This window comes from Desulfitobacterium sp. LBE (assembly GCF_007830365.1).
Lineage (GTDB): Bacteria > Bacillota > Desulfitobacteriia > Desulfitobacteriales > Desulfitobacteriaceae > Desulfitobacterium > Desulfitobacterium hafniense.
The window spans coordinates 2836933-2863529 of record NZ_VLKD01000001.1 but is presented as its reverse complement, the minus strand read 5'-3'; the positions used below and the strand labels follow the sequence as shown (position 1 = coordinate 2863529).

Here is a 26597-nt window from a genome sequence, read left to right as displayed (position 1 = left end):
GGAGCGATTTGGCCGGCGTCCCGACGGAGCGGAGAGCTTGAGCGTTAGTTTTGTCCGCGCAGCTTATGGAGCGAACGGTGTAAAGCAAAACCCTGGAGAACCTATCGCTTCCCTTCAGTCTTCAGACAAGCCAGGCTTCCTATATCGGCAGTTAGTCGTAATAATAAGACATATTGCAATTACACCACGCACAATATTGCAGATTTACAACACGCCAAGGCCTGTACTCTGGAGACGTATTCTGAAAATTCCTAAAAATGCCTGCTAATCAAAGCAGAAAACCTCCGCATAATCTGGCATGCTTTTTGCTTGTATAAAAATAGTGACTCGAAAGTTGTTGGAGAGGAATCTCCAAGACAAAAAGCAGAAAGAGGAAGGTGTTTATTTATGGCAAAATTTGAGAGCAGAGTTGCTGTGATTACCGGCGGAGCCAAAGGGATCGGGGAAGCGATTGTCAGAAAGTTTTATGGGGAGGGAGCAAAGGTTGCGGTGCTTGATGTGGATGCTTCCGGCGCCCAGGAATTGGCTCTGGAATTGGATCCCAGCGGCGAAAAGGTGATCGGCCTGGGCTGCAATGTGGTCAGCCGTGAGGGTGTAAAGGCTGCTTTTGCAGCGATTATGGCCAAGTTTGGGACGGTGGATATCCTTGTCAATAATGCCGGAATCACCCGGGATGCCATCTTTCATAAAATGACGGAGCAGCAATGGGATGATGTGATGGCCGTCAACGGCAAAGGTTTGTTTAACTGCACCCAGGAAGCCTGGCTGATTATGAGGGAGAAAAAGTACGGCAAGATTTGCAATTTGTCCTCCACCAATTCCAGCGGCGAAGCCGGCCAGGCCAATTACTCCTTCACCAAAGCGGGCACCATTGCCTTTACCAAGAGTCTGGCCAGAGAAGGGGGAAGATACAACATCAACGTCAACTGCGTGCGCCCCGGGGTGATCGACACGGAGATGATGCGGGCCGTGCCGGAGCAGGCTCTGGAAGATTACATCAACAAGACCGCCTTTAAACGGATGGGGCAGCCTTCGGAAGTGGCTGACGTCATCGCTTATTTGTGCAGCGAAGAGTCCTCCTTTGTTACCGGCGAGGAAATTCTGGTAGCCGGCGGCTATATCTACAGATAAGAGGTCAGCCCGGCAGGGCCGGCGTGAAGACATGAACAGCGGGGAGGGATAAATTTGCAGGACGTCGTCATCGTCAGTGCGGTTCGTACCCCCATTGCCTCCTTCGGAGGCGCTTTGCAGGGGTATGGGGCCGTTAATTTGGGAGCATTGGTTATTCGGGAAGCGGTGCAGAGAGCAGGTATTCAGGGAGAGCAAGTGGATGAAGTCATTATGGGCAATGTTCTGCAAGCCGGGCTGGGGCAGAATCCTGCCCGCCAGGCAGCCTTGAAAGCAGGGCTGCCTGTGGAAACGACAGCCCAGACCATCAATGTGGTTTGCGGTTCAGGACTTAAAGCGGTCATTGCCGCGGCCCAGGCCATTAGGGCCGGGGATGCCGAGATTGTGGCGGCAGGCGGGATGGAAAGCATGTCGGATGCGGCCTTTCTCCTGGACCAGGCCAGATGGGGCCAGCGCATGGGCCATGGCACCCTTGTGGACAGCATGATCAAGGATGGCCTGTGGTGTGCTTTCAATGAGTATCATATGGGGATTACGGCGGAAAATGTCGCCGAAAAATATGGCATCAGCCGCAGGGAGCAGGATGAGTTTGCGGCCTGGAGCCAGGCTAAGGCCGTGGCGGCGATGGAAAAAGGCCGCTTTAAAGAGGAGATTGTCCCGGTGGCGATCCCCCAAAGAAAAGGGGAACCGGTTATTTTCGACAGGGATGAATATCCCCGGGCCGGCACAACGGTGGAAACCTTAGCCAAGTTAAAACCGGCCTTTAAAAAAGACGGCACGGTAACCGCCGGCAATGCTTCCGGTATCAATGATGCCGCCGCGGCCTGTGTGCTGATGAGTAAAGAAAAAGCCGCTGCCCTGGGGATTCCTTATCTGGCGGCCATTAAAGGCTACGGCATGGCAGGGGTGGACCCGGCGATTATGGGAGTCGGGCCGGTCAATGCCGTGAAAAAGGCTTTGCAGAAAGCAGGCATTGCCCTGGATGAGCTTGATCTGATCGAAGCCAATGAAGCCTTTGCCGCACAGGCTTTAGCTGTCACCAAAGAATTGGGCTTCCCCGGGGAGAAAGTGAACGTCAATGGCGGGGCCATTGCTCTGGGGCATCCCATCGGCGCCAGCGGCACCCGTATTCTCGTCACCTTAGTGCATGAAATGAAAAAACGCCGGAATAAGCTGGGTCTGGCCACCCTTTGCATCGGCGGCGGGCAGGGCATCGCCCTTGTTGTCGAAGGCTGATGCCGGGGAAGGTCCCCCTCATGCCATGTCTCCGGCACGGAGAAAGGGAGGATGCTTAATATGTCAGCGACCCTAGTAGAAACCCGCTTTGGTCTGGTGGAAGGGATTAGGGAAGGCGGGGTCAGCATTTGGAAAGGGATACCTTATGCGGCCCCGCCCCTTCACTCTCTCCGCTTCCGTCCGCCCCGGGAACCAGGGGCCTGGGCAGGGGTGAGGGAAGCCAAAGAATTTGGTCCGGCGGCACTCCAGGGGGAGAGCCCCTCCATGAAGTTTTTGGGTGACTCGCCGCTGCATAAGAGCGAGGATTGCTTATATCTCAACATCTGGTCCCCAGGCGCCGATCGGAAAAAACGGCCTGTACTGGTTTGGATACATGGGGGTTCCTTTATGTATGGCTCCGGTTCAAGCCATTTGTATGACGGGAAATCCTTTGCCGAACAAGGGGATGTGGTGGTCGTCACATTTAACTATCGCCTGGGTGTGTTTGGCTTTCTCCATTTAAGCGATATGGGAGGTGAAGCTTACCGGGGTTCAGGAAATTGCGGGCTTCTGGATCAAGTGGCCGCCCTAACATGGGTCAGGGAAAATATCGAAGCCTTCGGCGGTGATCCCCATAATGTGACGATTTTTGGTGAATCGGCAGGAGCTGTCAGTGTGGGTAATCTGTTGGCCATGCCCCTGGCCCGGGGGCTTTTTCACAAAGCCATCCTGCAGAGCGGGACGGCCCGCTGTAAAGTAACCCTGGAAGCAGCGGTGAAAATGACGGAACAGCTCCTTGCTCAGCTCCAGATTGATCGGCAAAATTTATCCGAATTGGCAGACCTTCCTGCAGAAAAGATTATCGAGGCCAGCGGGATTTTGCCGCGCCGGGCCTTTGGTCCGGTCGGCGACGGCATTGTTATCGCCGAACATCCGGAAAAAGTGCTGTATGCAGGGTTGGCCAAGGATATTCCGGTATTGGTGGGTACCAACGCCCATGAAAACAAGCTGTTTACATATTTCGATCCGGCGTGGAAAGACATGGATGAAAATGAAATCAAGGTTTTTTTGGAACGGACATTTGGCTCAAGCTGGGCGGCTGGTTCTCACAGTGCTGCCCAAGAGAACGCTTTGAACCAAGCCCTGAGCCAGGCCTTGAATCAGGCAGGCTATGAAGATGCGATGACTCATTATGTCTTTACCTATCCGGCTATTTATTTCAGTGAAGGCCAGGCAAAGCATGGTGCGCCTGTCTGGATGTATCGGTTTGACTATGCAAGCGAGGCCTTAGGAGGAGAGGCCAAGGCTTTTCATGGCCTGGAGATTCCTTTTGTCTGGAATACCTTGCTTGCTCAGGAAACGGAAGAGCTGACAGGAAAAGAGCCCTGCCGCTTCCAACTGGCCGGACTGATGCATCGAGCCTGGATTGCTTTCGCCCGCCATGGCGATCCGAACAACCCGGGATTGCCTGATTGGCCCCCCTACGATGAGGAAAACCGGGCCACCATGCTTTTCAATACTCATAATGAGGTCGTCAATGACCCTGACGGCCGCAAACGCTTGAGCTGGGAACAAGTCTTTAAAATTTAAACGAAGGAGGAATGCCTGCTGCAACCATGAATTGGGAACAAGTCTTTGCCAATATATCTTTGCAAATATAAAGTCCTTCGGTAATATGTCAAGACTCTAAGCGAGTCAAATTTTCAGTTAGCTAATAATCAGTGGGCAAAAAAGGCAACAAGAAACCATCTCATTCCCAAACTATCGTGGGAAAAAGTTACAAAAATGGAGTATCGGTTAGCGCAATTCATGCTTGGTTAGCATTCCCCCTATTGCCATGTGGCCTATAGATTTGGTTGCTGCGTAGCAGAGCATCAACCATACGGACGAGTTTGCGTGCAGTAAGCACGAGAGCACGGCGATGATGATGAGTCTTACTTTCCGAAAATTTACGTTGGTAGAAGACCTTGTACTCTGGTTCCTTTTGGCGTACTAAGTTAGCAGCCTGGATGATATAACTGCGCAAGTAGGTGTTGCCAGTTCGAGTTAAGGGTGTGTCATCGGCTGTAAAATCACCTGACTGGTGGGTACGCCAGGTTAACCCAATAAACTTTGCTAAGGCTCCTTCATTCGGAAAACGACGGATGTCTCCGATCTCAGCAATAATACCCGCTGAAAGCACAGGGCCAATACCGGGAATGGTAATGAGCGTATTCGGGAAATGCCTGATTTCTGCTTCGATTGCCTTATCGATTTTCTTTACCTGCTTCTCCAAGGTGTGGATGGTTTCAATGCTCGTGGCCAGGATAAGGTTAATGGGTTGCAATAGGCTTCCACGCAGTCGATGGGCCTTGCGGGCAGCTTCCTTCAACTCTCTGGCTTTGGTTTCCGGATCCTCGAAATGACGTTTTCCTTTCTCCATGAGGAAATCAATCAGTTCATCAAGCGGTCGAGCCGCAACCTCTTCTGGAGAAAAAAACTCAAGTGTCAAGGATTCAGAAGTAGCGCCGAAAGTGTTACTAAAAACCGCACCTTGGGCAAGCGTGCTAAACTTCAAGAACAAGTTCGTGAGAAAATAATTCTTCTCTCTGGAAATCATCTCAATCAAATGACACCGAAAGCGAGTGAGGCGCTGTAAGGGTAAGTAGCGGAAATCGACCTGAGAGCCCTCTGGGAGCCGACCGAAGCGTAGACGTTCGGCAATGACCCAGGCATCAATCCAATCGTTTTTCGGAAGGTCCACATAAGCCTTCTTGAAATTAGCAACGACCTTGGGGTTAAAGGAATAAATTTGGGGCTGCAAAGGGGCTAAAGAATGGTCTTCCGCTAAGAACATTTGTAACGGCCAACTGTATACGGAAGTGGCCTCTAAACCAATAACCAGCCGGTCCACATTCACTTGAGCACAGGCGTCAAAGAGATATCGGGCAACTTGCTCACAACCAGGCTGATCATTCAAAGCCCGTAGCCTTTTAACCGGTTCATTACCACGCTCATCTAAGATTCGCACTTTAAAATCACTGGAACTCACATCAATACCGACAAATAAACTCAATTAAAATCACCTCACTTTCTGAGCCAAACAATTTGTAAGATTAACGTTGGGACCAGGCACCACAACAGGTCAACAACCTCGCCGAATCAGCACTTGTCCTAAAAAGACCTCGGATCCAACCGATCTGCTACTATCGGAGGAGTTCCCTTTAAGCTGTGCAACCTTCGAGTTAAAAGTTCAAATTGTGGGCTGGCAGTCAGACTTAAAAAGAGGTCAGAGCCTCAAGGAGGAAAAGGCTTTGCCAGAACGAACCTCACGGTACCATTTTGCTTGAAATCCCAACAAATTTAAATACTTTTTTGTTGTCAAAGAACGATCTGAGGAATCTCAGGTATTCCTCATCCTGAGCCTGTGGACAGTGCCAGCCTGTGGAAAAGTCCTTTGGGGTCTGTCTTAAAAGAGCTTTCCCAACAGGCTTTGGACAAGTCGAATTTGAAGTATGCCTTGGGGTTGACTTGTCCACACTGCCCACAGGCACGACGGCTGCATGGGGTATGCGTTATCCTGTGTGCATCTTGTTGCTGTTGACCATATCTACTGAATTTCCAGTTTTCTATGGTCATTTAAATACCCCACGTTCCATTAGTTTTTGGGACTCGTGGGGCAGGAACTAAATCAATTATACGAGGAGGAAAGGCAATGTCAAAACTAAAAAGAAGAAGTCTCACCCTGGTAACACTTTTCGTTGTTTTGATGATGGTCATCTCAGGATGCGGTTCGCAATCAGGTTCAACCAAGACACCCGATACCCCCCCAACTGCTAATCCAGCCAGTGAAGCACCAGGCACCCCTCAACATGGCGGCTCATTGACGGTGGCCTATGTGGCGGATGTGACCAATTTTGATCCCATCAAAGGGACCACAGGCAATGATCATGCCTTGTTATGGCCCCTCTATGATACCTTGGTTAAATTCACCCCGGATATGAAGCCCGAACCGGGCCTGGCCGAATCCTGGGAATTCCCGGATAACATGACCATCCTTCTCCATCTGCGGGAGGGGGTAAAGTTTTCCGACGGGTCGCCCTTCAATGCCGAGGCTGTCAAATTTAATATCGATCGCGTCAATTCCACGGATTCACAAATCAGTGATTTAAAAAATATCCAAAGTGTGGAAGTCGTTGATGATAAAACGGTGAAGCTGCATTTGTCCCAGCCTGATTCATCCATCATCCTGGCTTTATCGGATCGGGGCGGCATGATGGTTTCCCCGACGGCAGTGAAGACCCATGGGGCAGATTATTCCCTCCATCCCGTTGGCGCCGGTCCCTTCATCGTCACCAGCCATATTCCCAATGGCGAGATTGGCTATGAAGCCAATCAAGACTACTGGCAAAAGGGTCTGCCTTATCTGGATAAGCTGACGGTCAAAGTGATTCCTGATGCCAATTCCCAGATCAATGCCCTGAAAACCGGTCAGGTTGATTTCCTGCCCAATGTTCAGGCCCAGATGGTTGCCACCTTAAAGGCTGATGCGAATATTGTCTTAAATCCTACCAACACCTTGGCTTTGAATATGATTTATCTCCGCACGGATGCCCCGCCCTTTAACGATAAAGCGGCCAGATTGGCTGTATTATATGGCATTAATCGCCAGCAATTGATCGATGCGATTAACTTCGGCCAGGGGACAGTGGCCGTTCAGCCCTTCCCTAAAGATTACTGGGCCCATGACGACAGCATCAACATACCCTATGACCCGGAAAAATCCAAACAGCTGCTGAAGGATGCCGGCCTCAGCAATGTTTCCTTCACCTTAACCACCTATCCCATTGAATGGTGGACCAGGCTGGCCAATGGCATTAAAGGGCAGCTGGAAGAGGTGGGAATCAACGTTACGATTAAAACCCTGGAACCCAACGCGGCCGTGCAGAGTTTTCTCGGCGACAAAGAAACCAATGCCCTCACCGGCAACTGGTCCGGGCGGCCTGATCCGCAGATGACCATCGCCAGCCTTTACGGAAAAGACAGCTACTATAATCCGGGCAAAGCCACAACTCCGGAGCTTGAGTCACTGATTAAAGAGGCTGCGGCCACCACCGATCAGAATCAACGGGCGGAGCTGTATAAGAAAATAGTCAACACCTCCGTCGTGGAAAACGCCTTCTCCATCCCCACCTTCTCCCAGCCCATGACAGCCGCCATGAACAAGAAGGTCCAAGGCTTTGAACCGAACCTGTTAGGAAAGGCGATCTTCTCATCCCTTTGGGTGGAGCAAAAATAATCTCTAGTTGAAATGGTGAAGTGGGATTTCGATCCTGCTTCACTCCATTTAAAGGAGGGTAATCATGTTTTTGAAATTCATGCTGCGGCGCTTCCTTTACGTCATCCCCATGCTGTTCATTACCACCCTCGTCGTCTTTTCACTAATCCTGCTTATCCCGGGTGATCCTGTCCTGGCCATTCTCGGTGAAAATGCCACCTATGAAAAAGTGGCGGAACTGCGCCAGCAATTAGGACTGGATCAACCGGTGCTCATGCAATATATTCATTGGTTGACTAACGCGGTTCATGGGGATTTGGGGAGATCCCTCTTTACCGGACAACTGGTCGGACACGCCATCCAGCAACACCTTGCCATTACGATCCAGCTGGTTGCCGTGGGCATGACCTTTGCCATTGCCGGCGGGATGTTTTTTGCCATTACCTCCATTTACTTTCCCAAGAGCTGGATGGACTATGCCGCCCGCTTTTTAGGAACCTTAGGCACGGCGGTACCCAATTTTTTATGTGCTATGATCCTGATTATTATTTTCAGCTTAAATCTGAATTGGCTGCCGGCCACTGGCTTTATAAGCATTACCGACGGCGCGGGCTCCTTTTTAAAGCATATCCTGCTCCCCGGCTTCTCCCTGAGTTTAGCCGGGATAGCCGTTATCACCCGGCAATTGCGCTCCTCATTGATGGAAACCATGGATGCGGAGTATATACGCACGGCCTATGCCAAAGGGGCCGGCCGCTACCGGGCGATTTTCAAGCACGGCCTGCAAAACGCCATGCTGCCCGTAGTCACCACCATCGGCCTTTTAATGGGCACCATGCTGGGAGCGACGGTGGTTGTGGAAAACATTTTTGCCATTCCGGGCATGGGCCAGCTGGTGATCAATGCCATTGGCCAGCGGGATTTCACCGTGGTCCAGGGTGTTGTCCTGGTCATGATTGTGATGGTCGTGGTGATTAACTTCCTGACCGATATTGTGTATGCCTTATTGGATCCGCGAATCGAGTATTAGAGGGGAGCTTACTATGAGTTTTAAAACGATTTTTAAACGCTTGATGGCGGAAAGACTCGCTTTTGCCAGTTTTATTTTCCTGGTCATGCTCGTCATCGTCGCCCTGCTTGCTCCTCATATTCAACCTTATGATCCATTCAAGCAAGATTTAACCAAAGTCATGCAGCTCCCCAGTGCCGAGCACTGGCTGGGTACGGACGGGCTGGGCTGTGATATTTTAAGCAAACTGCTCGTGGGTTCCCAGACGGCCATTAAGTCGGCTCTGTTTGCGATTATGATTCCCCTCCTGGTCGGGGTGCCCCTGGGAGTTCTGAGCGGTTATTTCGGCGGTGTGATCGATGATATTTTCATGCGCATCGTCGATGCCATCATTGCCATTCCCGCCCTCATCCTAGCCTTGGGCATTACCAGCGCCTTAGGGGTCAACCTCTGGAACGCCATGATGGCCATCGGGATTGTCTTTACCCCGAAATTCGCCAGACTGGCCAGAGGGCAGACCCTGCAGGTCCGGCTGGAGCCCTATGTGGAGGCGGCGAAGATCTCCGGGGCGGGCTTTGTCTGGATTATGTTCCGACACATTCTGCCCAATATTTCCCCGCCCATCGTTGTCCAGGCCTCCTTCAATCTCAGTATGGCCATTCTTACGGAAACCACCCTCAGTTTTCTGGGCATGGGCGCCCAGCCTCCCGATGTCAGCTGGGGGAACCTGATTCAGCAAGGCTACAGTCTGATTTACATTAATCCCTGGATGATCGTTTATCCCGGGATAGCCATCATGCTGACCATCCTGGCCGGGAACTTCCTCGGCGATGGTCTGAGGATAGCCCTTGATCCCAAACAACAGAAGATATTCTAAAAAAGGGGGGAGATAATTGAAGACAGAAACACCCTTGCTGGAAGTCAATCACTTAAAAACCTATATACCCACGTCCAAAGGTGAGATCAAGCCTGTGGATGATGTTTCCTTCGCCATTGCCAAAGGTGAGATTGTGGCCTTAGTCGGTGAATCAGGAAGCGGGAAAAGTGTTTCTTCCCTTTCCATTATGAGATTGAATGCCGGCGCCATTAAATACCGTCCGGACAGTTCCATCCTCTTTGCAGGCCGGGATTTACTAAAACTAAAGGAAAAGGAATTAAGAAAAATCCGCGGCAATGACATCGCCATGATTTTCCAGGACCCTATGTCCGCCCTCAACCCGGTCCATCCCATCGGCAGGCAAATCGCCGAAGCGATCCTGCTTCATAAAAAAGTCAGCCCTAAAGAAGCGCAAAAAACCGCCCTGGAGCTGCTCAACAAAGTCGGTATTCCTGATGCCCAAAGGCGTCTCAGTGATTACCCCCATCAACTATCCGGCGGGATGAGGCAAAGAGCCATGATCGCCATCGCCCTGGCCTGCAATCCGAAACTCCTGATCGCTGACGAACCCACCACAGCCCTGGACGTGACCATTCAGTCCCAGATCTTAAATCTGTTAAGAGATTTGCAGAAGGAATTTGGGATTTCTATCCTCCTGATTACCCATGACCTCGGCGTTGTAGCGGAAACCGCCGACCGGGTGCTGGTCATGTATTGCGGAAAAATTGTGGAAGAAGGCCATGTGGAAGGCATCTTTGCCCATCCCCAGCATCCTTATACCAAGGGGCTGATGGTCAGTATTCCCTCATTGTCCGGACCCTCCAAGGAAACCTTGGACGCCATTCCGGGGGTGGTGCCCAATCCCCTTGAACTGCCCCCAGGCTGTAATTTCGTGACCCGCTGTGGATCGGCCATGGCGAAATGCCACGAGGTGGCTCCTGAATTGGAGCAGCACCCTTCAGGGAACCGGGTTTCCTGCTGGCTCCACACATCAGGGAAGGGGGATGATCAAGATGACAGAGAAGCAACCGCTCTTGTCACTGCAGGGCATTAAGAAACACTTTCCGGTGGGAAGCGGGCTTTTCGGCCAAAAAAGCAATTCCGTGAAAGCTGTGGACGGTGTCAGCCTGGATATTTACCCCGGTCAAACCGTGGGTCTGGTGGGGGAGTCCGGCTGCGGGAAATCAACCATCGGCCGCATGGTGGTGGGGCTTACCGAGCCCACCGCCGGGGAGATCTATTTTGAAGGGAGAAAGCTTTCTGAGTACAAAAGCAAAAAAGCCATGGGCAAGAATCTGCAGATGATCTTCCAGGATTCCTATTCTTCACTGAATCCCCGCATGACGGTTGCCGATATTATTGCCGAGCCCCTCGTTCTCCATAAAGCCGGGACTCATAAAGAGCGGAGGAAAAGGGTGGATGAACTCTTGGAAAGAGTAGGGCTGGCCGCCTATCATGGCAGCAGGTATCCCATTGAATTTTCCGGGGGGCAAAGACAAAGAATCGGCATTGCCCGTGCCCTTGCCCTCCAGCCCAAACTGATCGTCTGCGATGAACCTGTTTCCGCCCTGGACGTATCCATTCAGGCCCAAATCCTCAATCTGCTGAAAGAAATTCAAAAGGATTTGGGGCTGTCCTATCTGTTTATTGCCCACGGGATTCAAGTGGTCAAGCATATCAGTGATCAAATCGCCGTCATGTATTTAGGCAAAATCGCCGAATTCGCCGGGAAAGAGGAACTGTTCGCCAACCCACATCATCCTTATACCAAGGCCTTATTGGCCGCCGTACCCTTACCCGATCCCAAGCTGCGGGACAGAGAGCGGATTCTTTTAAAAGGAGATCTCCCCAGCCCGGCCAATCCCCCCGCCGGCTGCCGCTTCCATACACGCTGCCCTGTGGCCATGGAAAAATGCCGGGAAACCGATCCGGCTCTCATCCCTACCTCCCAAGACAGCAGGACAGCCTGCTTATTATATGATATGTCCATTGTCTGAGCGGATGAAGCAACCTTGAATTAAGAATACCGCAGCAACAATAAAGAACCCTGCGCAAAGGCGGGCGTCAATAAGGAAGTAGTGTTAACAGGGAAACGGTGTGGCCGGAAGGCTACGCCGTTTCTCTGTTTCTACATAACATTTCAGCGGTTAGTTCGGGGATGTTCTGTATGTCCGTTTAATACTTGGATTCAAGCTCAATTCTCTTGTGTAAAAAACCTTCATCGGGTCAATGTGCTCACCGTCAATAGTCAAGCTAAAGTGTAGATGATTACCTGTTGCATCGCCTGTTGCACCGACATAGCCAATGATGTTACCTTGTTGTACCGTATCATCATTGGCAAGGCTTGCTGCATATTCTGACAAATGGGCATAGAAAGTTTTTTGACCGTTGCTGTGATCTAAAATGACATAATAGCCGTCCGTCTCATTTTTGCCTTTCTCAACGACTTTACCCGTATTGGCCGCAAGTATGGGAGTGCCGCCAGGCGCCGGGATGTCAATCCCATCATGGAATACCATCGCCTTTTCAACCGGGTGCATGCGGGTACCATATTCAGCGCTGATAACATGATAACCCGTTAAAGGCCAAATGTAATTTCCACCGACATAGGTATCGTCTGGTGTATTTGATTCCCCCAAAGACGATTTTTCGTCCTGGGGGTTGGCGGTTGATTCCTGCATGACATCGGTATCCTCTCCTGTTACATTCATGACCGATGCCATCGCAAAGCCTGTAAAACATAAGGTAGCAGCGATAATAAATGAAATAATAACAATTGGTTTTGAGGTATTTTTTACGTTCATCATATGTGTCAACCTTCTTTCAATTTCTTTTTTTGATTCCGCAAGTGTAGCGTACATGCCCGAATGTTGATTGATAACCCTGCACAGGACATTGAGGATCGTTTCGCCATAAAATTGCCGTTCTTCCCTGTTCATATCCAATACCACCTGCTCGTCACATGAAAGCTCGCAGAAAGTGTCAATGTTTTTCCTCAGCCGGTACGCGGCCGGATTAAACCAATGGATTGCGTTTGCCACAAGCGTCAGAGATTTTACCCATAAATCACGCCGCTTGAAATGAGTAAGCTCATGTTTGAGAATAACTTTAAGCTCCCTTTCGCTCATTTCCACTTCGGGCAGTATTAAAAATGTTTTGAACAGGCCGGCAAGCATGGGTGTTTTAATGATATTGTTTGACAATGGCCGGAGCTTGCCCTTTATACCCATTTCAGTCATCGAGTTTTTTAGTGCCAGAAGTGTTCCCCTATCATCAATTGGCAAACTTGTCCGCATGATTTTCCGCCTGAACCGGACAAACTGAATACCATACAAAATAATGAACACGAAAACCCCAACAAGCCATATAAGCGGCAAAAACGATAGAACTGTTTTTAGTATAAAGGCAGTCGTTACAGGCGCGGCGGGCGTTAGGGCAGCAGGGTCTGTCTGCGGTAAAGCCGGCCCGGTTTGTAGTGGTAATCTATCCGTTTGTTGTACGGTTATCATATCGTTAAGAATGACAGGCACATTGGGAAGCCCCTGATTCGTCGTACTTGGTATATTTGAAAAAAGATGACCGCCAACAATTCCAACAGGAACAAGCAGAAACAATACCACTAATATGTACATACGATAATGCCAGGTTGCGGTCAGCGTTTTTGTTGTCAAAGGACGCAAAAGCGCCAAGCACAAAACAAGCAAGATACCCGTTGCCGACATCAAAAGTACGGCGATAAACGCTGTGTTCATTCTTCTGCCTTCTTTTGTGAAAACCACTGTTTTAGTTCGGCTATTTCCCCGGCGGTCAAGTCGTTGCCCTCGTATAAGGCTGTGATAAAACTCTTTACAGAACCGTCATGTACAGAGTTAAGAAAAGTTCGCGTTTCAAACTGTTTGTATTCGCTCTCGGTAATCAGTGGTATGTACTCGTTTGACCGCCCATGCCGTACAGAGGTCAAAATACCTTTTTCTATCAATCGGGCGAGAAATGTTAAAACCGTGTTGGGCTTCCACTCCCTGTTAATCGTTTTTAAATCGTCAAGTAATTTTGCAGAGGAAACCGAGCGGCCAGCCGCCCATACAAACTGCATGACTTCTCGTTCAGCGTCCGACATCTTTTGAAGTTTACCCATAAAAGCCACCCCATTCATTATACTACATCGTGTAGACAATAATATTCTACATTGTGTAGGGATATGTGTCAATAATGCTTTGAAAAATATAGAGAACAGCGGCTTTGATTTTCTCAAAGCCGCTGTTCAGTGGTGATACATTTTTTATGGCATCAAGGTTCGTAACAAGTCATTTAAACGAATGATTTTACTGCCTTTACTTTCATAATAGCGCAGCATTTCGTCAATTTTGCTTTTATCATAACTTGTAATGCAATCTGATAAGACATTAACGCCATAATTTGCTTTGCGTAAGTTGTAACAGGTTGATTTAACACAAGCAACAGCGTCTGCTCCTGCTATGTAGAAATCACATAGCTCATTTTTACTAATAAAGTCTGTAAATTCTTTACTGCTTAAGGCGTTTCCTTTGTATTTTGTAAAAACATTTTTTGATACTATTTTCAAGTCTGAAGCTAATTCAGATCCATATGTATTGGGTTTAAAAGTCCTCGTGCCGGCTGATAAATTTTCATGCCTTATATAAATAACATGAATATTATGATTGACTGCCCAATCAATAGCTTTATTGATATTGTCAATAATATCCTTATAATTCTTGGTTATATCATTTTGAATATCAATGATTACTAAGGCTTTTTTCTGCATAGTGTCTCCTCCTGATAAGTAGATTGATTTGTTTGCTTTTTTATCGTACCATGCAATTGTTGACAACAGTATGGCAACAATCCATACTTGATAAAAAGAATTTTTGAAAGGCGGCTATCAGATGAAAGTTGACAGGCTTGTCAGCATTATTATGATACTCCTTGATAAAGAGCGGATAGGCGCACAGGAGTTAGCAGATAGGTTTGAAGTTTCACCCCGCACAATCTACCGCGACATAGACACGATCAACATGGCGGGTATTCCTGTTCGCTCAATATCGGGAGTGGGCGGCGGCTTTGAAATCATGCAAAAATACAAGATTGATAGAAAGGTTTTTTCGACTGCCGACCTTTCCGCTATCTTGATGGGGCTTTCCAGTCTTTCCAACATGATACGAGGTGATGAACTGGTAAACGCCCTTGCGAAAGTCAGGAGTTTTATCCCCACCGACCGAGCGAAAGACATTGAATTAAAAGCAAATCAACTATATATAGATTTAAGTCCGTGGATGGGCAACAGGAACATACAACCCTACTTAGAAATGATCAAAACAGCTTTACAGGAAAGCAAGCTGCTGACCTTTGAATATGCAGACCGCTACGGAAATAAAACCGCACGAACAGCCGAGCCGTATCAGCTTGTATTGAAAAGTAATCATTGGTATTGGCAAGGGTATTGCCATAAAAGAAATGATTTTCGCTTATTCAAACTATCCCGCATATCAAACCTACAAATAGAAGAGGAATTTTTTACGCCACGTGATTATCAAAAACCGCAGTTGGATTTTACTGATATTTTGGCAACTATGCAAACAGAAATCAAAATTCGTATTCATAAATCTGTCATGGACAGGGTACTTGATTATTGCACTTATGAACACTTTTCGCCAGACGGTGATGAGCATTACATTGTCAGCTTTCCTTTCATAGAGAACGAATACTACTACACTATTCTTTTCAGTTTTGGGGATAAATGCGAGTGTTTAGAGCCGTTACATATCCGCACAGAAATGAAGCGCAGAATACATGATATAGCTGCCTTATACGAAAACTAGAACAAGGAGTCTGTTCTCATATTTACAATACTTTATGACCGCTTCGCTTAAGACGGAAAAAGTACCTGTTGGTTAGGTATCCAACAGGTACTTTCGATACTATGCTTTACTTGTAAACGATTTGACAGAGGGCGATTTCCCGGCTTACTTAGACTCGCTGTAAAATCTGATAAATTGCTGAATCATGGCATTGTCTTTATTTTCCCGGTGAATCAGGATGCCGATCCGGCAGTTGATTTTATCCCGAATCGGGGTTGTCACCAAGCCGTCCAAAACCTTAGGGAAAAACTTGGCCTGCCGGGCGGCGCCTAAGGTGATGTACTGGCCTTTCTGCAAAATATCATAGAAGGTAAATAAGTTGCTGACAGAAAATTTGATGTTGTCCAAACCATACTGGTCAAACAGATCTTCAAAAGGGGAGGGAGAGAGGCTGGTAGGTTTATAAAGAATCAATTGTTCCTTGCTTAAGGCTTTGAGGGAAATACTCTTAAAGCCTTGCTTGGCAAACCGGCTGTCCTTATGGGAGTAGACCACAAATTTGATGTCGCGCATGGGATAGTAGCACAGTTCATCCGTAATCAACTCATTATACATATGATCAATCAGCATGATGATTCCCACATAGTCCCTGTTCTTATGGACTTGCTTGATAATTTCCGGCACGCCCATTTCCTGATAGCTGATCGTGAGGTTGGGATATTCGCCGGTGAATTTATTGATCACATTGGCATTGCTGTCTCCGGCAATATTGGCCGGACAAAGAATGGTCAGCTTTCCCTGCCTGTTTTGATGGGTCTTATCTTCAGCAAAAGCCTGGATCAGCTGGGTTTGCTCAGCCATCACTTTTTGAGACCATTCCAGCACCCGTTTCCCGTGTTCGGTCAAAGTAATGCCCCGGTTGGAGCGTTCAAACAGCGGGGTTGCGAAATGACGTTCCAGAGCTGCCATCATCTTGCTCAGATTGGCTTGGGTCAGGCGGAGATTTTTGCTGGCTTTGTTGATCGACCGGCAGCGGGCCACCTCGATAAAATAGTGCAGGTATTCGATTCGCATATGAAAAACCTCCTACTCTGAAAAGCTCAGCGCCCCTTATATATCCCCATTGTACCAGAAAAAGGGGGACCAGGTTATATCGATTTTAATATAACCAAACCGGTTTTCATAACTTATTCATGGCTACACGCCAACCCCGTCCTATTATATAGTTAACCTGGATGGACAGATACCCTGCCAATCTTAAGTTTTAGGAGGTTCAGCATGAAACGAAAAGCATTAACAGACAAAGTCATCGTTCTCGGCGTCGACGGCTTTGACCCCAGACTGGCGAAGAAGTTCATGGACCAGGGAAAAATGCCTGCCTTGAAAGAATTTACCAGAAGAGGGTCGGCCAGAGAAGATTTAGTACTTTTGGGAGCAATGCCTACGGTGACGCCGCCCCTCTGGACAACCCTGGCCACAGGGGCCAATCCCGGCACCCATGGCATCACCTGTTTTTTTGCCTCCGATCCTGTGAATATTGACACAATGTATTACAATCTGGATTCCCGCCAATCCAAAGCGGAGCCTTTATGGAACGTCTTTGCCGAGGAAGCCGGCAAAAAAACCTTAGTCTGGCACTGGCCCGGCTCCTCCTGGCCGCCGACCTCCGACAGCCCTAATCTCCATGTCGTTGACGGCACCCAGCCTTCGGGGATCAATAACGGGATTCCCTTCCTGGATCTCCTCAAAGTGATCACCGGCTCGGAGAAAATTGCTTCCAGCCAATACCTGCCCAACACCTCTCATGTAGCTCAGGGCCAAGGCTGTATTATTGACAACGCCGCCGATTTGATGGAAGACGGTGACCAGGCGGAAACTTCTGTTTTCCGCAAAGTCATTGCCGCCGGCAATCACGCCAAAGGCTTCCAATTCAGTATTACTGAGCAGGAGGAGTGCGAAATCGAAGCCCTGGGCAATATGGTCTGCGATACCATCAAAGCGGCCATCAAGCCTGCCGCAGGCTGGGCCCAGGCACCGGCAGGGGCCAAAGAATTTACCTTCTTTGTCTCCGGCGGTCTGGAACGGCGCCCGGCCCTAATCCTGCCCAACGAACAAGGTGTTTATGACTCGATTCAGTTCTATAAATCCAAAAAAGAGACCGATCCTTACCTTACCCTGAAAAGAGGGGAGATCCGGTTCGATGTCAGGGACACAGTCAAAAACGATCAGGGTGAAAACGTCCCCTGCAACCGCAATTATCAGGTGCTGGAGCTGGCGGAAGACGGCTCAAAATTCAATCTCATTATCAACAATGCCTCCCAGGTGGGCCGTGATGACTACTTCCACCCCAAAAGCCTGTACCGGGAAGTTGTCGAGAATATCGGCAATGTGCCGGTGAATTTCCGGGTCAACGGTGCCAACGAAATACTGGTGCGGGAAACCATGCTCCCCTCCTGGGAAAATTACTGCAACTGGCAGGCAGAGTGTCTGACTTATTTCATGAAGAACAACAAGTACGACATCATCTTCTCCCATCTCCATAACCTGGACGGAGTAGGGCATTACTTCTGGCATTACGCCTGCAACCAGGAAGAATGGAAGGATAACAATGAGCTTACTTATCAGCAATACCAGGAAGAAGCCTATTGCCAGACCGACCGTTATCTGAGCAAATTCCTGCCCTTCCTTGATCAGGGCTGGACAATGATCATCACCTCTGACCATGGGCTGCTTACCCAGGAGTACCACGGGGTGATTCTCGGTGAAATCCACGGTGTGAATGTGCCTGTCATGGCCGAGCTAGGGTACACCGTCATGGTTAAAGATGAAAAGGGCAAGGATACCAAAGAAATTGACTGGAGCAAAACCAGAGCTATCGCCATCCGCGGCGATCATATCTATATCAATCTGAAGGGCAGAAATCCCCATGGCATTGTGGAGCCCGCGGACAAGTATGAACTGGAGACTCAGATTATTTCCGATCTCTATAACTACCGTGATCCTCATACCGGCCGCCGGGTTATTTCCGTAGCGGTGCGCAACAAAGACGCCGTCCACTTCGGCATGGGCGGCCCTGAATGCGGGGATATCGTTTATTTCACCGAAGAAGGATTCAATAAGATCCACGCCGATTCCCTTTCCACCCAATGGGGGTATGCCGGTACTTCCGTTTCCCCCCTCTTTGTGGCGGCCGGTCCCGGCATTAAGGAAAACTGCGTCACGGAACGGGTGATCAGGCAGGCGGATGTTGCTCCTACCATCGCGGCCCTGACCGGGGTCAGAATGCCTGCCCAGTGTGAAGGCGCCCCCGTCTATCAAATCATTTCCGAATAAGATCCATGAGTATGAAAGAATCGGGAAAATAGCCTGACCGGAAAGTTCAGCAGTATTCCCATGGGAAGGAGTCAAAGCATGACAAAGGATGAAAAAGACTTGGACTCTATGGACGAGAAAGATCTGGAAGCTTTAGCGGAAGACGGTAAACGCAGACCACTGACCGGAGGCGTGGCTTTGCTTGTGGGCGCCCTGGCTGTGATCTGGACCCTCTACACCATTTACTCAACCATTTTCGGTGTTCTGAATGTGCTGGTTTACCGTGGGATTCACTTGACCTTTGCCCTGGCACTGGGTTTCGTCTTGTTCCCCCCATCCAAAAAGCTGGCCGGCCATAAGATTGCTTATGCAATCGACCTCCTGCTGGCCCTGACCAGTGTAGCCTTAGGTATCTATGTACTGAACAGCGCCGGCAGTTTTGCGGACCGGATCGGCATTCCCAACCGGGCGGATTTTATCTTTGGAGCCATTGCCGTGGTGCTGATCCTGGAATTAACCAGACGGGTCGTCGGAAAGTCCATGACCATCGTGGCCGGGGTGTTCCTGGTCTATGCATTATTCGGCAGGCACTTGCCATCCTTTCTCGCCCATCCCGGCGTCGATGTCAAGATGCTCACCAGCACCCTGCTCATTTCCTTAGAGGGCATTTTCGGCGTGGCTTTGGGCGTGTCCGCCAATCTGCTCCTGATCTTTATCGTCGTTGCCCAGTTTCTGGTGGGCACCGGGACCGGCCAGTTTATTATGGATCTCTCCAGCTCCCTGATTGGCTGGGCAAGGGGAGGGCCGGCCAAGATCGCCATCATCAGCAGTGGCTTATTCGGCAGCATATCCGGCAGTGCCGTGGCCAATGTGCTCAGTACCGGGGCGGTCACCATACCCATGATGAAGAAACTGGGCTATAAGCCCCATTTTGCCGGGGCGGTTGAAGCAGCGGCCTCGACGGGAGGACAGATCATGCCCCCGGTCATGGGCGCCGCCGCCTTTGTCATGGCCGAAGTATTGGGAGTGCCTTATGCCAAAGTATGTGTTTCCGCCGCCCTGCCCGCTATTCTATATTATGTGGCCTTACTAATCATGGTGGATTTGGAAGCAGCCAGAACCCAATTGCGCGGGATTCCCAAGGAAAACCTGGTTCCTGTAAAAAAGACCCTCAAGGAAGGCTGGTTCTATATCATCCCCTTGGTTATTCTGATTTATCTAATCATGACCGGCAGTTCTCCCCAAAGAGCGGGGGTCATCACCATCGCCGCCAGCATCATCATCAACCTTTTGAACTGGAAAAACCGCTTATCCCTGAAGCAGTATCTCCATATGCTAAAAGAAGGAAGCCTGGGCTGTATATTGATCGCTATGGCCTGTGCTACAGCCGGGATCATTATGGGCTGCGTCAATCTGACGGGGCTTGGGCCTAATTTCTCAGGCATCCTGGTATCTTTAGCTTCAGGCAATCAACTGGCCTTGCTTCTCCTGACCATGGTGGCATCGATCATCCTGGGCATGGCACTGCCCACCTTGATCTGCTACATGATTTTAGCCGTTCTCATCGCCCCGGCCCTGGTCAGCATGGGAGTAGAGCCCATGGCCGCCCATCTTTTCGTCCTGTATTTCGGAGTGATCAGCTTTGTTACGCCCCCGGTGGCCCTGGCCGCCTATGCCGGCGCAGCCATTGCCAATGCCAATGCCATGAAGACGGGCTGGACCGCCGCTAAAATTGCCACATGCATGTTTGTGCTGCCCTTTATGTTCGTTTACAACCCGGAGCTCATCCTGATTCATGGTCTGAGTTGGAGCGTACTGCCCATCATCATTACATCGGTGATTGGCACCACGGCCATTTGTATGGCAATCCAAGGCTATGCATTTACCCCAATCAGACATTGGCCGGTGAGGGTGATCCTGTTTTTGGCGGGGATAAGCCTCATCTACCCGGGAATGTATACCGATCTGCTGGGAATAGCCTGTTTTGCCCTTATAGTCGGTGCAAACTATCGGTTTAAGCAAAAAGACCGGGTTGTCTTAAGTGAATAGCTCAAGGTAAAAAATAGTGTAGGAGGGTCTACCATGAAAAAAATGAATAAGGCAGTGTCTGTTTTGGTGCTGACGGCTATGGTGTTAATGCTCATTTCAGGCTGCGGCAGTGGTGCAGGCAGCAGCGGCGGCAATGACCAGGACAAGCAAAAACCGGCGGCCAACACCCAACTGCGGATCATGTCCACATCCGGCGGTGACAAATACTTTTTGACCACAGGCATCTGTAAAATCAGTGATGATTCCAGCCTGCCGATTAAAGTAGTCCATCAAACGGTGGCTGGTGACGCGGAAGCAGTCCGCAGATTAAAAGCGGAAACCGCAGATATCGGCATGGCCAACGTCTTTGTGGCCTCCATGTTTTACAATGGCACGTACACTTTCGAAAAAGACGGCGCTTTCAAGGAGATGAGAGCTTTATTCGCCGGACCCTCCGCTGTAGCTCAATTTGCCGTCCGGGCAGACTCCCCTGTCAAATCCTTCGAGGATATTAAAAATAAAACCCGCATGGCCACCTTTATGGGCGCATCCCAGGTGTATACCAAATTGATCCTGGATGCCTACGGCAAACAGGAAAACGTGGATTATATCTTTATTTCTTCCAATTATGCGGATATGGCCGACCAGATCAAGGATAAAACGGTGGACGTCATTCAATTCTGGTCAGGAGCTCCCTGTCCCCAGGCGGAAAACATCGAGGCCGATGTGCCGATCCGCTTGTTGCCGGTCAATGACCAAGCGATTGAAAACATTAAAAAGGCCATCGATCCCTCCGCTTATCCCGCCGTGGTGAAAGCAGGAACCTATAAAGGCCAGGCGGAAGATGTGACTGTACCCGCCACCCCCACCTATTTCATAGCCCGGGCCAATACCGATGAAGAGACCATTTATAATTTTACCCAACTTGTGCTGGAGAACCTGGACGAATTAGTGAAAATCCACCCTCTGGCCAAGGAAATCGACATAAATAACCTGACCCAAGGATTGCCCTTCCCTTTGCATCCAGGTGCGGAAAAGTATCTCAGGGAAAAGGGGTATCTTAAATAATTATCTTTAAAACAATGGCAGGGAAAGCGTGCTGACAAAGGATTTGCCGGAAGTGCTTCGCAAAAGAAGTGCTTCCGGCAAACTATGTTTGTATCCAAAACCTTATCCATCATTGTTATCCGTAAAGATCCGCATGAAATTGGTAAGAAACAAAGGATAATAATTTCGCTTCTTATAAATAAAGCAGATATCCAGGGAAACCTGGAAGTCGTCCAGGAAAAGTATTTTTATATTGGAGCCTTCATTTAGGCCATAGGTACTGATAAAGGTTTCCGGCACGATGGCAATGCCCAGGTTGGAATCCACCAGTTTAATCGCGGTTTCATAGGTATCTGTGGAATAAATGCCGTCATTTTTGACGGAATCCCCTAAAAAGTTATCGATCTCTTCCCGGTAAATCCCCTGGCGGCGCAAAATGATGCGCTCATTCAAAAGCCGGCTGAAGGAAATCTTATCATACTTTGCCAAAGGGTGTGAACAGGAGACCACCGCCACTGAATTGGCATTGGAGACGACTTTATGCTTAATCCCCGACATTTCCATCAGGGATTTGATCCGGCTGTTGGCGGCGATTAAAGCAACATCCATGGTATCGTTAAGCAGCCGCTCAATAATTTCCGAGGTTCCGCTTTCAATCAGTTCAACACAAATATCGGGATAGATTTTTACAAATTCCGTGAGCTTTTTAGGAACGAGATCAAGTCTTGTAATGGGAATCACACCCAGTCTGATCAGTCCCGAGCTGGGATTCAGTATTTCCGAAATACCGGTTTCCAGCTCTGTCACCGCTTCCAGGATGGCCTGTACTAAGGGCAAAAGCTGCCTGCCTTCCGCAGTTAAAGCGATTTTCCGCCCCTGCTTCTCAAACAAGGGCACCCCGATTTCTTTTTGCAGCTCATTGATTTGCTGGCTTATGGAGGGTTCACTTATAAAAAGCCTGGCTGCCGCCTCGCGCATGGTTCCATATTTAACGACTGAATCGAAATAGCGAAGCTGCCGCATTTCCATCTGATCACCTCCATTTGATTGATAGCTAAAGCTTATCAATCATTCTGAATCGCTAATTATCACTGGGGACTAACTATAGTATAATTCATGTATAGATAATTGGGAATAATCAAATGGAATCTTGTGAATGTAATCCCTTAAGCGAATGAACCGTTTCAGCAATCCAACCGCGGGAAGGTGATATAACTGCAGCTTCAGCTCCAATGGACAGACTCATTTCAAAATGTAGGGGAGGTAGTTTATGAACATACAACATAACAGCAAAACTGCAGCACAATGTCCCCCAACACCTTGCCGGGGAGGTGTGAAGCCATGAGGAATTTGCTGGCAGACCGGATCGCCGGTGGGTTTTTTCTTGTGATCGGCGGGATGGCCATTTATGAAGCGATCCGGCTGTATCCTATGCATATTGGCCGCTCCATCGTCGGGGATGAAACGTTTATCGGCTTTCTGGGTGTGGCGCTGCTTATTCTCGGGGGGCTGTTCCTCTTTGTGCTTAAGCCCCAGGGAGATGAACAGGCGGAGTTCCCCACCGGACAGCTGCGCAAAAAGATGCTGTTCGTCATGGGTTTAGTGTTTGCTTATTGGGGGTTATTGCAGGTCATCGGCTACCCGGCCAGTACCTTTATTATCGGCCTGGGCTTATTCCGGACCATCGGTGATTATGGGTGGCTGCGATGTACAGTATTTTCGGCGCTGCTTATTATTGTCTTTTACGGAATCTTTGTAATGTGGCTGAAGACCCCATTTCCACAGCCGCTCATCACTATTTTTTAACGGGGGTATTTAGATGGAAGCATTACAGATGTTGTTCTCCGGATTTGCCTTGGCTTTGGAACCCTCTAATATACTGATGGCTGCCCTGGGAGCTTTTGTCGGCACCATGGTCGGCGTCCTGCCCGGTTTAGGGCCAACCTCGGCCATTGCCATTTTGCTGCCCCTTACCGCCGTCCTGCCGCCCACCCAGGCGATCATCATGCTGGCGGGAATCTACTACGGAGCCATGTATGGCGGCTCCTCCACGGCGATCCTCTTAAACATTCCCGGGGAAGTGGCGTCGGTGCCCACCTGTCTCGACGGTTATCCCATGGCCCAGCAGGGACGGGGAGGACCGGCCCTGGGGATTGCGGCAATTGGTTCCTTTATCGCCGGGATCATGGGGATCATTGCCCTGACCTTTTTTGCACCCCTTTTTGCCGAGCAGGCCCTTAAGTTCGGTCCGCCGGAGTATTTTGCCCTGATGCTGCTGGCGTTGACCATCGTCGTCAGCTTAGGGGGAGCATCCATAGGCAAGGCCTTGGCCATGGGATTTTTCGGTTACCTGCTCTCCTTGATCGGCTTGGGAACCATGACCAATATGCCGCGGCTGACCTTTGGCTATACCCCCTTATGGGGCGGCCTGGATGTGATCAGCGTCGTCATCGGCCTGTTTGCCATCAGTGAAGTCTTAAACGGGATCGAGGAGAAGAAAATCGCCATCTCCATGGGCAATATCGGCTCGGTTTTCCCAGGTCTTAAGGATTTGAAGCAAAGCATCAAGTCCATCTTCCGCGGCGGCGCCCTGGGCTTCTTTATGGGATTATTGCCCGGGTGTTCCCCGGCGGTAACCACCTTTCTGGCCTATGATTTAGAGAAAAAATGTTCAAAAACACCGGAACGGTTCGGCAAGGGGGCCATCGAAGGTGTCGCCGCCCCTGAGTCTGCCAATAACGCCACAAGCTCAGCCGGTTTCATTCCTCTGTTCGCCCTTGGCATTCCAGCCTCCCCGCCCCTGGCGGTTCTTTTGGGGGGACTGATGATTTACGGTCTTACCCCCGGACCCCTGCTCTTCGAGCAGAACGGAGACTTTGTCTGGGCGGTCATCGCCAGTATGTTTATCGGCAATGTGATGTGTCTGGTTCTCAATCTTCCTCTGGTGGGGCTTTGGGCCAGGCTGACCCAAATACCCTATGGCATCCTGGCTCCGATTATTTTACTGATATCCATCGTGGGAGCCTATACTGTCCGCAATGATATGTTCGATGTTCTGGTCGCTCTGATCTTCGGGGTTTTAGGCTACTTTATGAACAAATTCAATTGGCCCGTGGTCCCTTTCATCATCTGTTTTATCCTTGGTCCCATGTTGGAAAGGTCTCTTTTACAGTCCTTTGGCATGGCGTTTGAAAACCCCTTCATTTTCTTTCAACGCCCCATCTCCCTGACCCTCCTTGTTGCCACCGGTATCTTTTTGGTTGTTTCCCTTAAACTCAGGCGGCGGACTCAAAGCCGAATAGACAACTCTGGTTTTGAAGTGAAATAAATAGTAATGGGGGATTTATCTATGAAAAAAATGAGTAAGAAAATGGTTTGGCTCATCGGTATCCTGGTTTTGACACTTGCTCTGGCCGGATGTTCATCATCTGCCCAGGGGCCATCAGAAACGGCTAAGGAAGATCCGCCCTATCCGACCCGGCAGATCGAACTGGTGGTTCCCGCCGGTCCCGGGGGTCTCACGGATCTGACAGCCCGCGCTGTAGCCGATTATGTCAGCAAAAAGTGGAATCAGCCTATTTTAGTGGTTAACAAACCCGGTGCGGGCAACGTTACCGGACTGCAGTATGGTTTGATGCAGGGCAAACCGGACGGATATACCGTGGTGGCCGACAATATTGCCGCATCCGTATTGATGGTGGCCGGCATGAAAAACCCGCCCATCAAGCTGGAGGACAGAATTTTCGTATCCAAGTTTGTGGAAAACCCCATGTGTTTTTCCGTGGCAGCCGATTCTCAGTTTAAAGATATGAAAGAGTTTGTGGAATGGACGAAGCAGAACCCGGAAAAATTGACTCATACCAGCTTAAGCGCCACCAGTATGAACGCCCTTACCGCCGCTGAGCTGTGTAAAGCCATTGGCGTGGATTACAAACAAACCCAACCCATTCTGGTCACCAGCGGCAGTGAGGGAATTACCATGATCGCCGGCGGCCACGCCATCTTGGGTGATCAGTCCGTCCAGGAAACCTATCCTCTGGCAGCCGGCGGCAAATTAAAAGTGCTGGCCATCGCAGCCAAAGAGCGGAGCCCCTTATTCCCGGATGTGCCTACCTGTCAGGAACTTGGCATCGATATTGACGTGACCTGGTACGGCGGCATCAGCGCCCCGAAAGGCACCCCCGATTATATCGTCAAAAAATGGGATGAAACCATCGCCGAAATGGTCAAAGATCAGGATTTTATCAACAAGATGAATGAGCTTCATGCCAATATCAGCTATTTGAATACTGCCGATTATAATGCTTCCATCAAGGAGCAGGTTGAACGCTATACCCAATTGTTTGATTCCATAGGTGTTCGTCAGTAGCTTTTTGCTTTGCTGATTAGGGAGCTGAGTATGGAATGGAAGATATTGGGCTGGAATATGGACTGGAAAATATAGACTGAAAGTGTTAATGAGAATGGATTTTAGGCAAAAATCCATTCTCATTCCTTTTGACGTTTACTCTGAAAAGGACTTATAAGCAGAGTCTCCAGGATTTTGCTTTAGGCGTTCACTCCATAAGCTGCGCGGAGCAATCTAATCGCTCAAGACCTCCGCTCCGTCGGGTGCCCGGCCAAATCGCTCCTGCTCAATGGCCGGTTGGAAACGTCCTGTTTCCAACCCGACTCCGCGTGCGCCACGCATGATGATTAACTTGGCGGTGAAAGTCCGCTATGGGGGTATGTAGCGACCAACCATTAGCTTAAGGCAAGGGTGTCCATCGCGAGATGGAATCTGAAGGAAGCCAGCGGCAAAGTTCCGGCCTGAGGAACACAAACAGCATCAGGCGCGAAACGTGGGGTGAGACTGCGCGACAAGTCGAAGCCCAAAAGCTACACGGACACGTCAGCGTAAATGGTGCG

At 49.6% G+C, this 26597-nt stretch carries 21 protein-coding genes and 1 pseudogene; 16 read left to right on the top strand and 6 right to left on the bottom strand.

What is annotated here, in order from left to right; translation table 11 throughout:
* The 4 genes and pseudogenes from DESLBE_RS26830 to DESLBE_RS13615 all read left to right on the top strand — a co-directional run.
* A pseudogene (locus DESLBE_RS26830) lies at window positions 1–268 on the top strand (hypothetical protein); the annotation flags it as partial.
* Window positions 269–387: 119 nt separating this feature from the next.
* Window positions 388–1131, top strand: coding sequence for a glucose 1-dehydrogenase (locus tag DESLBE_RS13625; protein WP_144677294.1), 744 nt, complete (start codon window positions 388–390; stop codon window positions 1129–1131).
* A 54-nt stretch (window positions 1132–1185) separates the two neighbouring features.
* Window positions 1186–2364 carry an acetyl-CoA C-acetyltransferase gene (locus tag DESLBE_RS13620; RefSeq protein WP_144677292.1) on the top strand — a complete coding sequence of 393 codons (1179 nt, stop codon included), beginning with the start codon at window positions 1186–1188 and terminating at the stop codon, window positions 2362–2364.
* Between the two features lie 60 nt (window positions 2365–2424).
* Window positions 2425–3933: a carboxylesterase/lipase family protein gene (locus DESLBE_RS13615; RefSeq protein WP_144674757.1), complete on the top strand. Its 1509-nt coding sequence runs from the start codon at window positions 2425–2427 to the stop codon at window positions 3931–3933.
* A gap of 217 nt (window positions 3934–4150) precedes the next feature.
* Here DESLBE_RS13615 and DESLBE_RS13610 read toward each other — a convergent pair whose 3' ends face one another.
* Window positions 4151–5398 carry an IS110-like element ISDha12 family transposase gene (locus DESLBE_RS13610; RefSeq protein ID WP_005808714.1) on the bottom strand — a complete coding sequence of 416 codons (1248 nt, stop codon included), beginning with the start codon at window positions 5396–5398 and terminating at the stop codon, window positions 4151–4153.
* 639 nt (window positions 5399–6037) lie between these two features.
* Between DESLBE_RS13610 and DESLBE_RS13600 the strand changes: the two genes are divergently transcribed.
* From DESLBE_RS13600 to DESLBE_RS13580, 5 genes are all read left to right on the top strand, one after another.
* On the top strand, window positions 6038–7621 hold the full coding sequence (locus tag DESLBE_RS13600) for an ABC transporter substrate-binding protein (RefSeq protein ID WP_144677291.1): 1584 nt from the start codon (window positions 6038–6040) through the stop codon (window positions 7619–7621).
* Window positions 7622–7685: 64 nt separating this feature from the next.
* Window positions 7686–8630: an ABC transporter permease gene (locus DESLBE_RS13595; RefSeq protein WP_144677290.1), complete on the top strand. Its 945-nt coding sequence runs from the start codon at window positions 7686–7688 to the stop codon at window positions 8628–8630.
* A 13-nt stretch (window positions 8631–8643) separates the two neighbouring features.
* Window positions 8644–9486: an ABC transporter permease gene (locus DESLBE_RS13590; RefSeq protein WP_144677289.1), complete on the top strand. Its 843-nt coding sequence runs from the start codon at window positions 8644–8646 to the stop codon at window positions 9484–9486.
* 16 nt (window positions 9487–9502) lie between these two features.
* Window positions 9503–10540 (top strand): ABC transporter ATP-binding protein, encoded by a 1038-nt coding sequence (locus tag DESLBE_RS13585; RefSeq protein WP_144677288.1) that lies wholly within the window; start codon window positions 9503–9505, stop codon window positions 10538–10540.
* Window positions 10500–11483 (top strand): oligopeptide/dipeptide ABC transporter ATP-binding protein, encoded by a 984-nt coding sequence (locus DESLBE_RS13580; protein WP_144677287.1) that lies wholly within the window; start codon window positions 10500–10502, stop codon window positions 11481–11483. Before DESLBE_RS13585 ends, DESLBE_RS13580 begins: the two co-directional genes overlap by 41 nt.
* Before the next feature lie 150 nt (window positions 11484–11633).
* Here the strand turns inward: DESLBE_RS13580 and DESLBE_RS13575 are convergent, their stop codons facing one another.
* The 3 genes from DESLBE_RS13575 to DESLBE_RS13565 all read right to left on the bottom strand — a co-directional run bounded on the left by DESLBE_RS13575 (window position 11634) and on the right by DESLBE_RS13565 (window position 14269).
* Complete coding sequence (locus tag DESLBE_RS13575) at window positions 11634–13238, bottom strand: M23/M56 family metallopeptidase (protein ID WP_144677286.1); 1605 nt, start codon at window positions 13236–13238, stop codon at window positions 11634–11636.
* Window positions 13235–13621 (bottom strand): BlaI/MecI/CopY family transcriptional regulator, encoded by a 387-nt coding sequence (locus DESLBE_RS13570; RefSeq protein WP_144677285.1) that lies wholly within the window; start codon window positions 13619–13621, stop codon window positions 13235–13237. The genes DESLBE_RS13575 and DESLBE_RS13570 overlap by 4 nt, the downstream gene beginning before the upstream one ends.
* 144 nt (window positions 13622–13765) lie before the next feature.
* Window positions 13766–14269 (bottom strand): isochorismatase family cysteine hydrolase, encoded by a 504-nt coding sequence (locus DESLBE_RS13565; RefSeq protein ID WP_144677284.1) that lies wholly within the window; start codon window positions 14267–14269, stop codon window positions 13766–13768.
* Between the two features lie 121 nt (window positions 14270–14390).
* Here DESLBE_RS13565 and DESLBE_RS13560 point away from each other — a divergent pair, with 121 nt between their 5' ends.
* Entirely contained in the window at window positions 14391–15323 is a 933-nt protein-coding gene (locus DESLBE_RS13560; protein ID WP_144677283.1) for a YafY family protein, read from the top strand.
* A gap of 144 nt (window positions 15324–15467) precedes the next feature.
* On the opposite strand, the gene DESLBE_RS13555 is transcribed toward DESLBE_RS13560, so the two are convergent.
* Window positions 15468–16376 (bottom strand): LysR family transcriptional regulator, encoded by a 909-nt coding sequence (locus tag DESLBE_RS13555; RefSeq protein ID WP_144677282.1) that lies wholly within the window; start codon window positions 16374–16376, stop codon window positions 15468–15470.
* Window positions 16377–16580: 204 nt separating this feature from the next.
* Here DESLBE_RS13555 and DESLBE_RS13550 point away from each other — a divergent pair, with 204 nt between their 5' ends.
* From DESLBE_RS13550 to DESLBE_RS13540, 3 genes are read left to right on the top strand one after another with little or no spacing between them, the layout of a single operon-like run.
* Window positions 16581–18635: an alkaline phosphatase family protein gene (locus tag DESLBE_RS13550; protein WP_144677281.1), complete on the top strand. Its 2055-nt coding sequence runs from the start codon at window positions 16581–16583 to the stop codon at window positions 18633–18635.
* A 60-nt stretch (window positions 18636–18695) separates the two neighbouring features.
* Window positions 18696–20663, top strand: coding sequence for a TRAP transporter permease (locus DESLBE_RS13545; protein ID WP_144677280.1), 1968 nt, complete (start codon window positions 18696–18698; stop codon window positions 20661–20663).
* A gap of 33 nt (window positions 20664–20696) precedes the next feature.
* Complete coding sequence (locus DESLBE_RS13540; protein ID WP_005813345.1) at window positions 20697–21710, top strand: TAXI family TRAP transporter solute-binding subunit; 1014 nt, start codon at window positions 20697–20699, stop codon at window positions 21708–21710.
* Window positions 21711–21812: 102 nt separating this feature from the next.
* Here DESLBE_RS13540 and DESLBE_RS13535 read toward each other — a convergent pair whose 3' ends face one another.
* Window positions 21813–22718, bottom strand: a complete 906-nt coding sequence (locus DESLBE_RS13535) for a LysR family transcriptional regulator (RefSeq protein ID WP_144677279.1) — start codon at window positions 22716–22718, stop codon at window positions 21813–21815.
* Between the two features lie 312 nt (window positions 22719–23030).
* Here DESLBE_RS13535 and DESLBE_RS13530 point away from each other — a divergent pair, with 312 nt between their 5' ends.
* From DESLBE_RS13530 to DESLBE_RS13520, 3 genes are read left to right on the top strand one after another with little or no spacing between them, the layout of a single operon-like run.
* Entirely contained in the window at window positions 23031–23495 is a 465-nt protein-coding gene (locus tag DESLBE_RS13530) for a tripartite tricarboxylate transporter TctB family protein (RefSeq protein ID WP_172625433.1), read from the top strand.
* 13 nt (window positions 23496–23508) lie between these two features.
* Window positions 23509–25017, top strand: coding sequence for a tripartite tricarboxylate transporter permease (locus DESLBE_RS13525; protein ID WP_144677276.1), 1509 nt, complete (start codon window positions 23509–23511; stop codon window positions 25015–25017).
* A gap of 21 nt (window positions 25018–25038) precedes the next feature.
* Entirely contained in the window at window positions 25039–26058 is a 1020-nt protein-coding gene (locus DESLBE_RS13520) for a tripartite tricarboxylate transporter substrate binding protein (protein ID WP_243131316.1), read from the top strand.
* Window positions 26059–26597 lie beyond the last annotated feature (539 nt).

Excerpts from the sequence above, each read along its gene's own strand:
- DESLBE_RS13575 (WP_144677286.1), bottom strand. The coding sequence starts at position 13,238 with ATGAACACAGCGTTTATCGCCGTACTTTTGATGTCGGCAACGGGTATC.
- DESLBE_RS13555 (WP_144677282.1), bottom strand. The coding sequence starts at position 16,376 with ATGCGAATCGAATACCTGCACTATTTTATCGAGGTGGCCCGCTGCCGG.
- DESLBE_RS13570 (WP_144677285.1), bottom strand. The coding sequence starts at position 13,621 with ATGGGTAAACTTCAAAAGATGTCGGACGCTGAACGAGAAGTCATGCAG.
- DESLBE_RS13535 (WP_144677279.1), bottom strand. The coding sequence starts at position 22,718 with ATGGAAATGCGGCAGCTTCGCTATTTCGATTCAGTCGTTAAATATGGA.
- DESLBE_RS13595 (WP_144677290.1), top strand. The coding sequence starts at position 7,686 with ATGTTTTTGAAATTCATGCTGCGGCGCTTCCTTTACGTCATCCCCATG.
- DESLBE_RS13540 (WP_005813345.1), top strand. The coding sequence starts at position 20,697 with ATGAAAAAAATGAATAAGGCAGTGTCTGTTTTGGTGCTGACGGCTATG.
- DESLBE_RS13580 (WP_144677287.1), top strand. The coding sequence starts at position 10,500 with ATGACAGAGAAGCAACCGCTCTTGTCACTGCAGGGCATTAAGAAACAC.
- DESLBE_RS13525 (WP_144677276.1), top strand. The coding sequence starts at position 23,509 with ATGGAAGCATTACAGATGTTGTTCTCCGGATTTGCCTTGGCTTTGGAA.
- DESLBE_RS13550 (WP_144677281.1), top strand. The coding sequence starts at position 16,581 with ATGAAACGAAAAGCATTAACAGACAAAGTCATCGTTCTCGGCGTCGAC.
- DESLBE_RS13545 (WP_144677280.1), top strand. The coding sequence starts at position 18,696 with ATGGGAAGGAGTCAAAGCATGACAAAGGATGAAAAAGACTTGGACTCT.
- DESLBE_RS13560 (WP_144677283.1), top strand. The coding sequence starts at position 14,391 with ATGAAAGTTGACAGGCTTGTCAGCATTATTATGATACTCCTTGATAAA.
- DESLBE_RS13615 (WP_144674757.1), top strand. The coding sequence starts at position 2,425 with ATGTCAGCGACCCTAGTAGAAACCCGCTTTGGTCTGGTGGAAGGGATT.
- DESLBE_RS13590 (WP_144677289.1), top strand. The coding sequence starts at position 8,644 with ATGAGTTTTAAAACGATTTTTAAACGCTTGATGGCGGAAAGACTCGCT.
- DESLBE_RS13600 (WP_144677291.1), top strand. The coding sequence starts at position 6,038 with ATGTCAAAACTAAAAAGAAGAAGTCTCACCCTGGTAACACTTTTCGTT.
- DESLBE_RS13520 (WP_243131316.1), top strand. The coding sequence starts at position 25,039 with ATGAAAAAAATGAGTAAGAAAATGGTTTGGCTCATCGGTATCCTGGTT.
- DESLBE_RS13565 (WP_144677284.1), bottom strand. The coding sequence starts at position 14,269 with ATGCAGAAAAAAGCCTTAGTAATCATTGATATTCAAAATGATATAACC.
- DESLBE_RS13530 (WP_172625433.1), top strand. The coding sequence starts at position 23,031 with ATGAGGAATTTGCTGGCAGACCGGATCGCCGGTGGGTTTTTTCTTGTG.
- DESLBE_RS13625 (WP_144677294.1), top strand. The coding sequence starts at position 388 with ATGGCAAAATTTGAGAGCAGAGTTGCTGTGATTACCGGCGGAGCCAAA.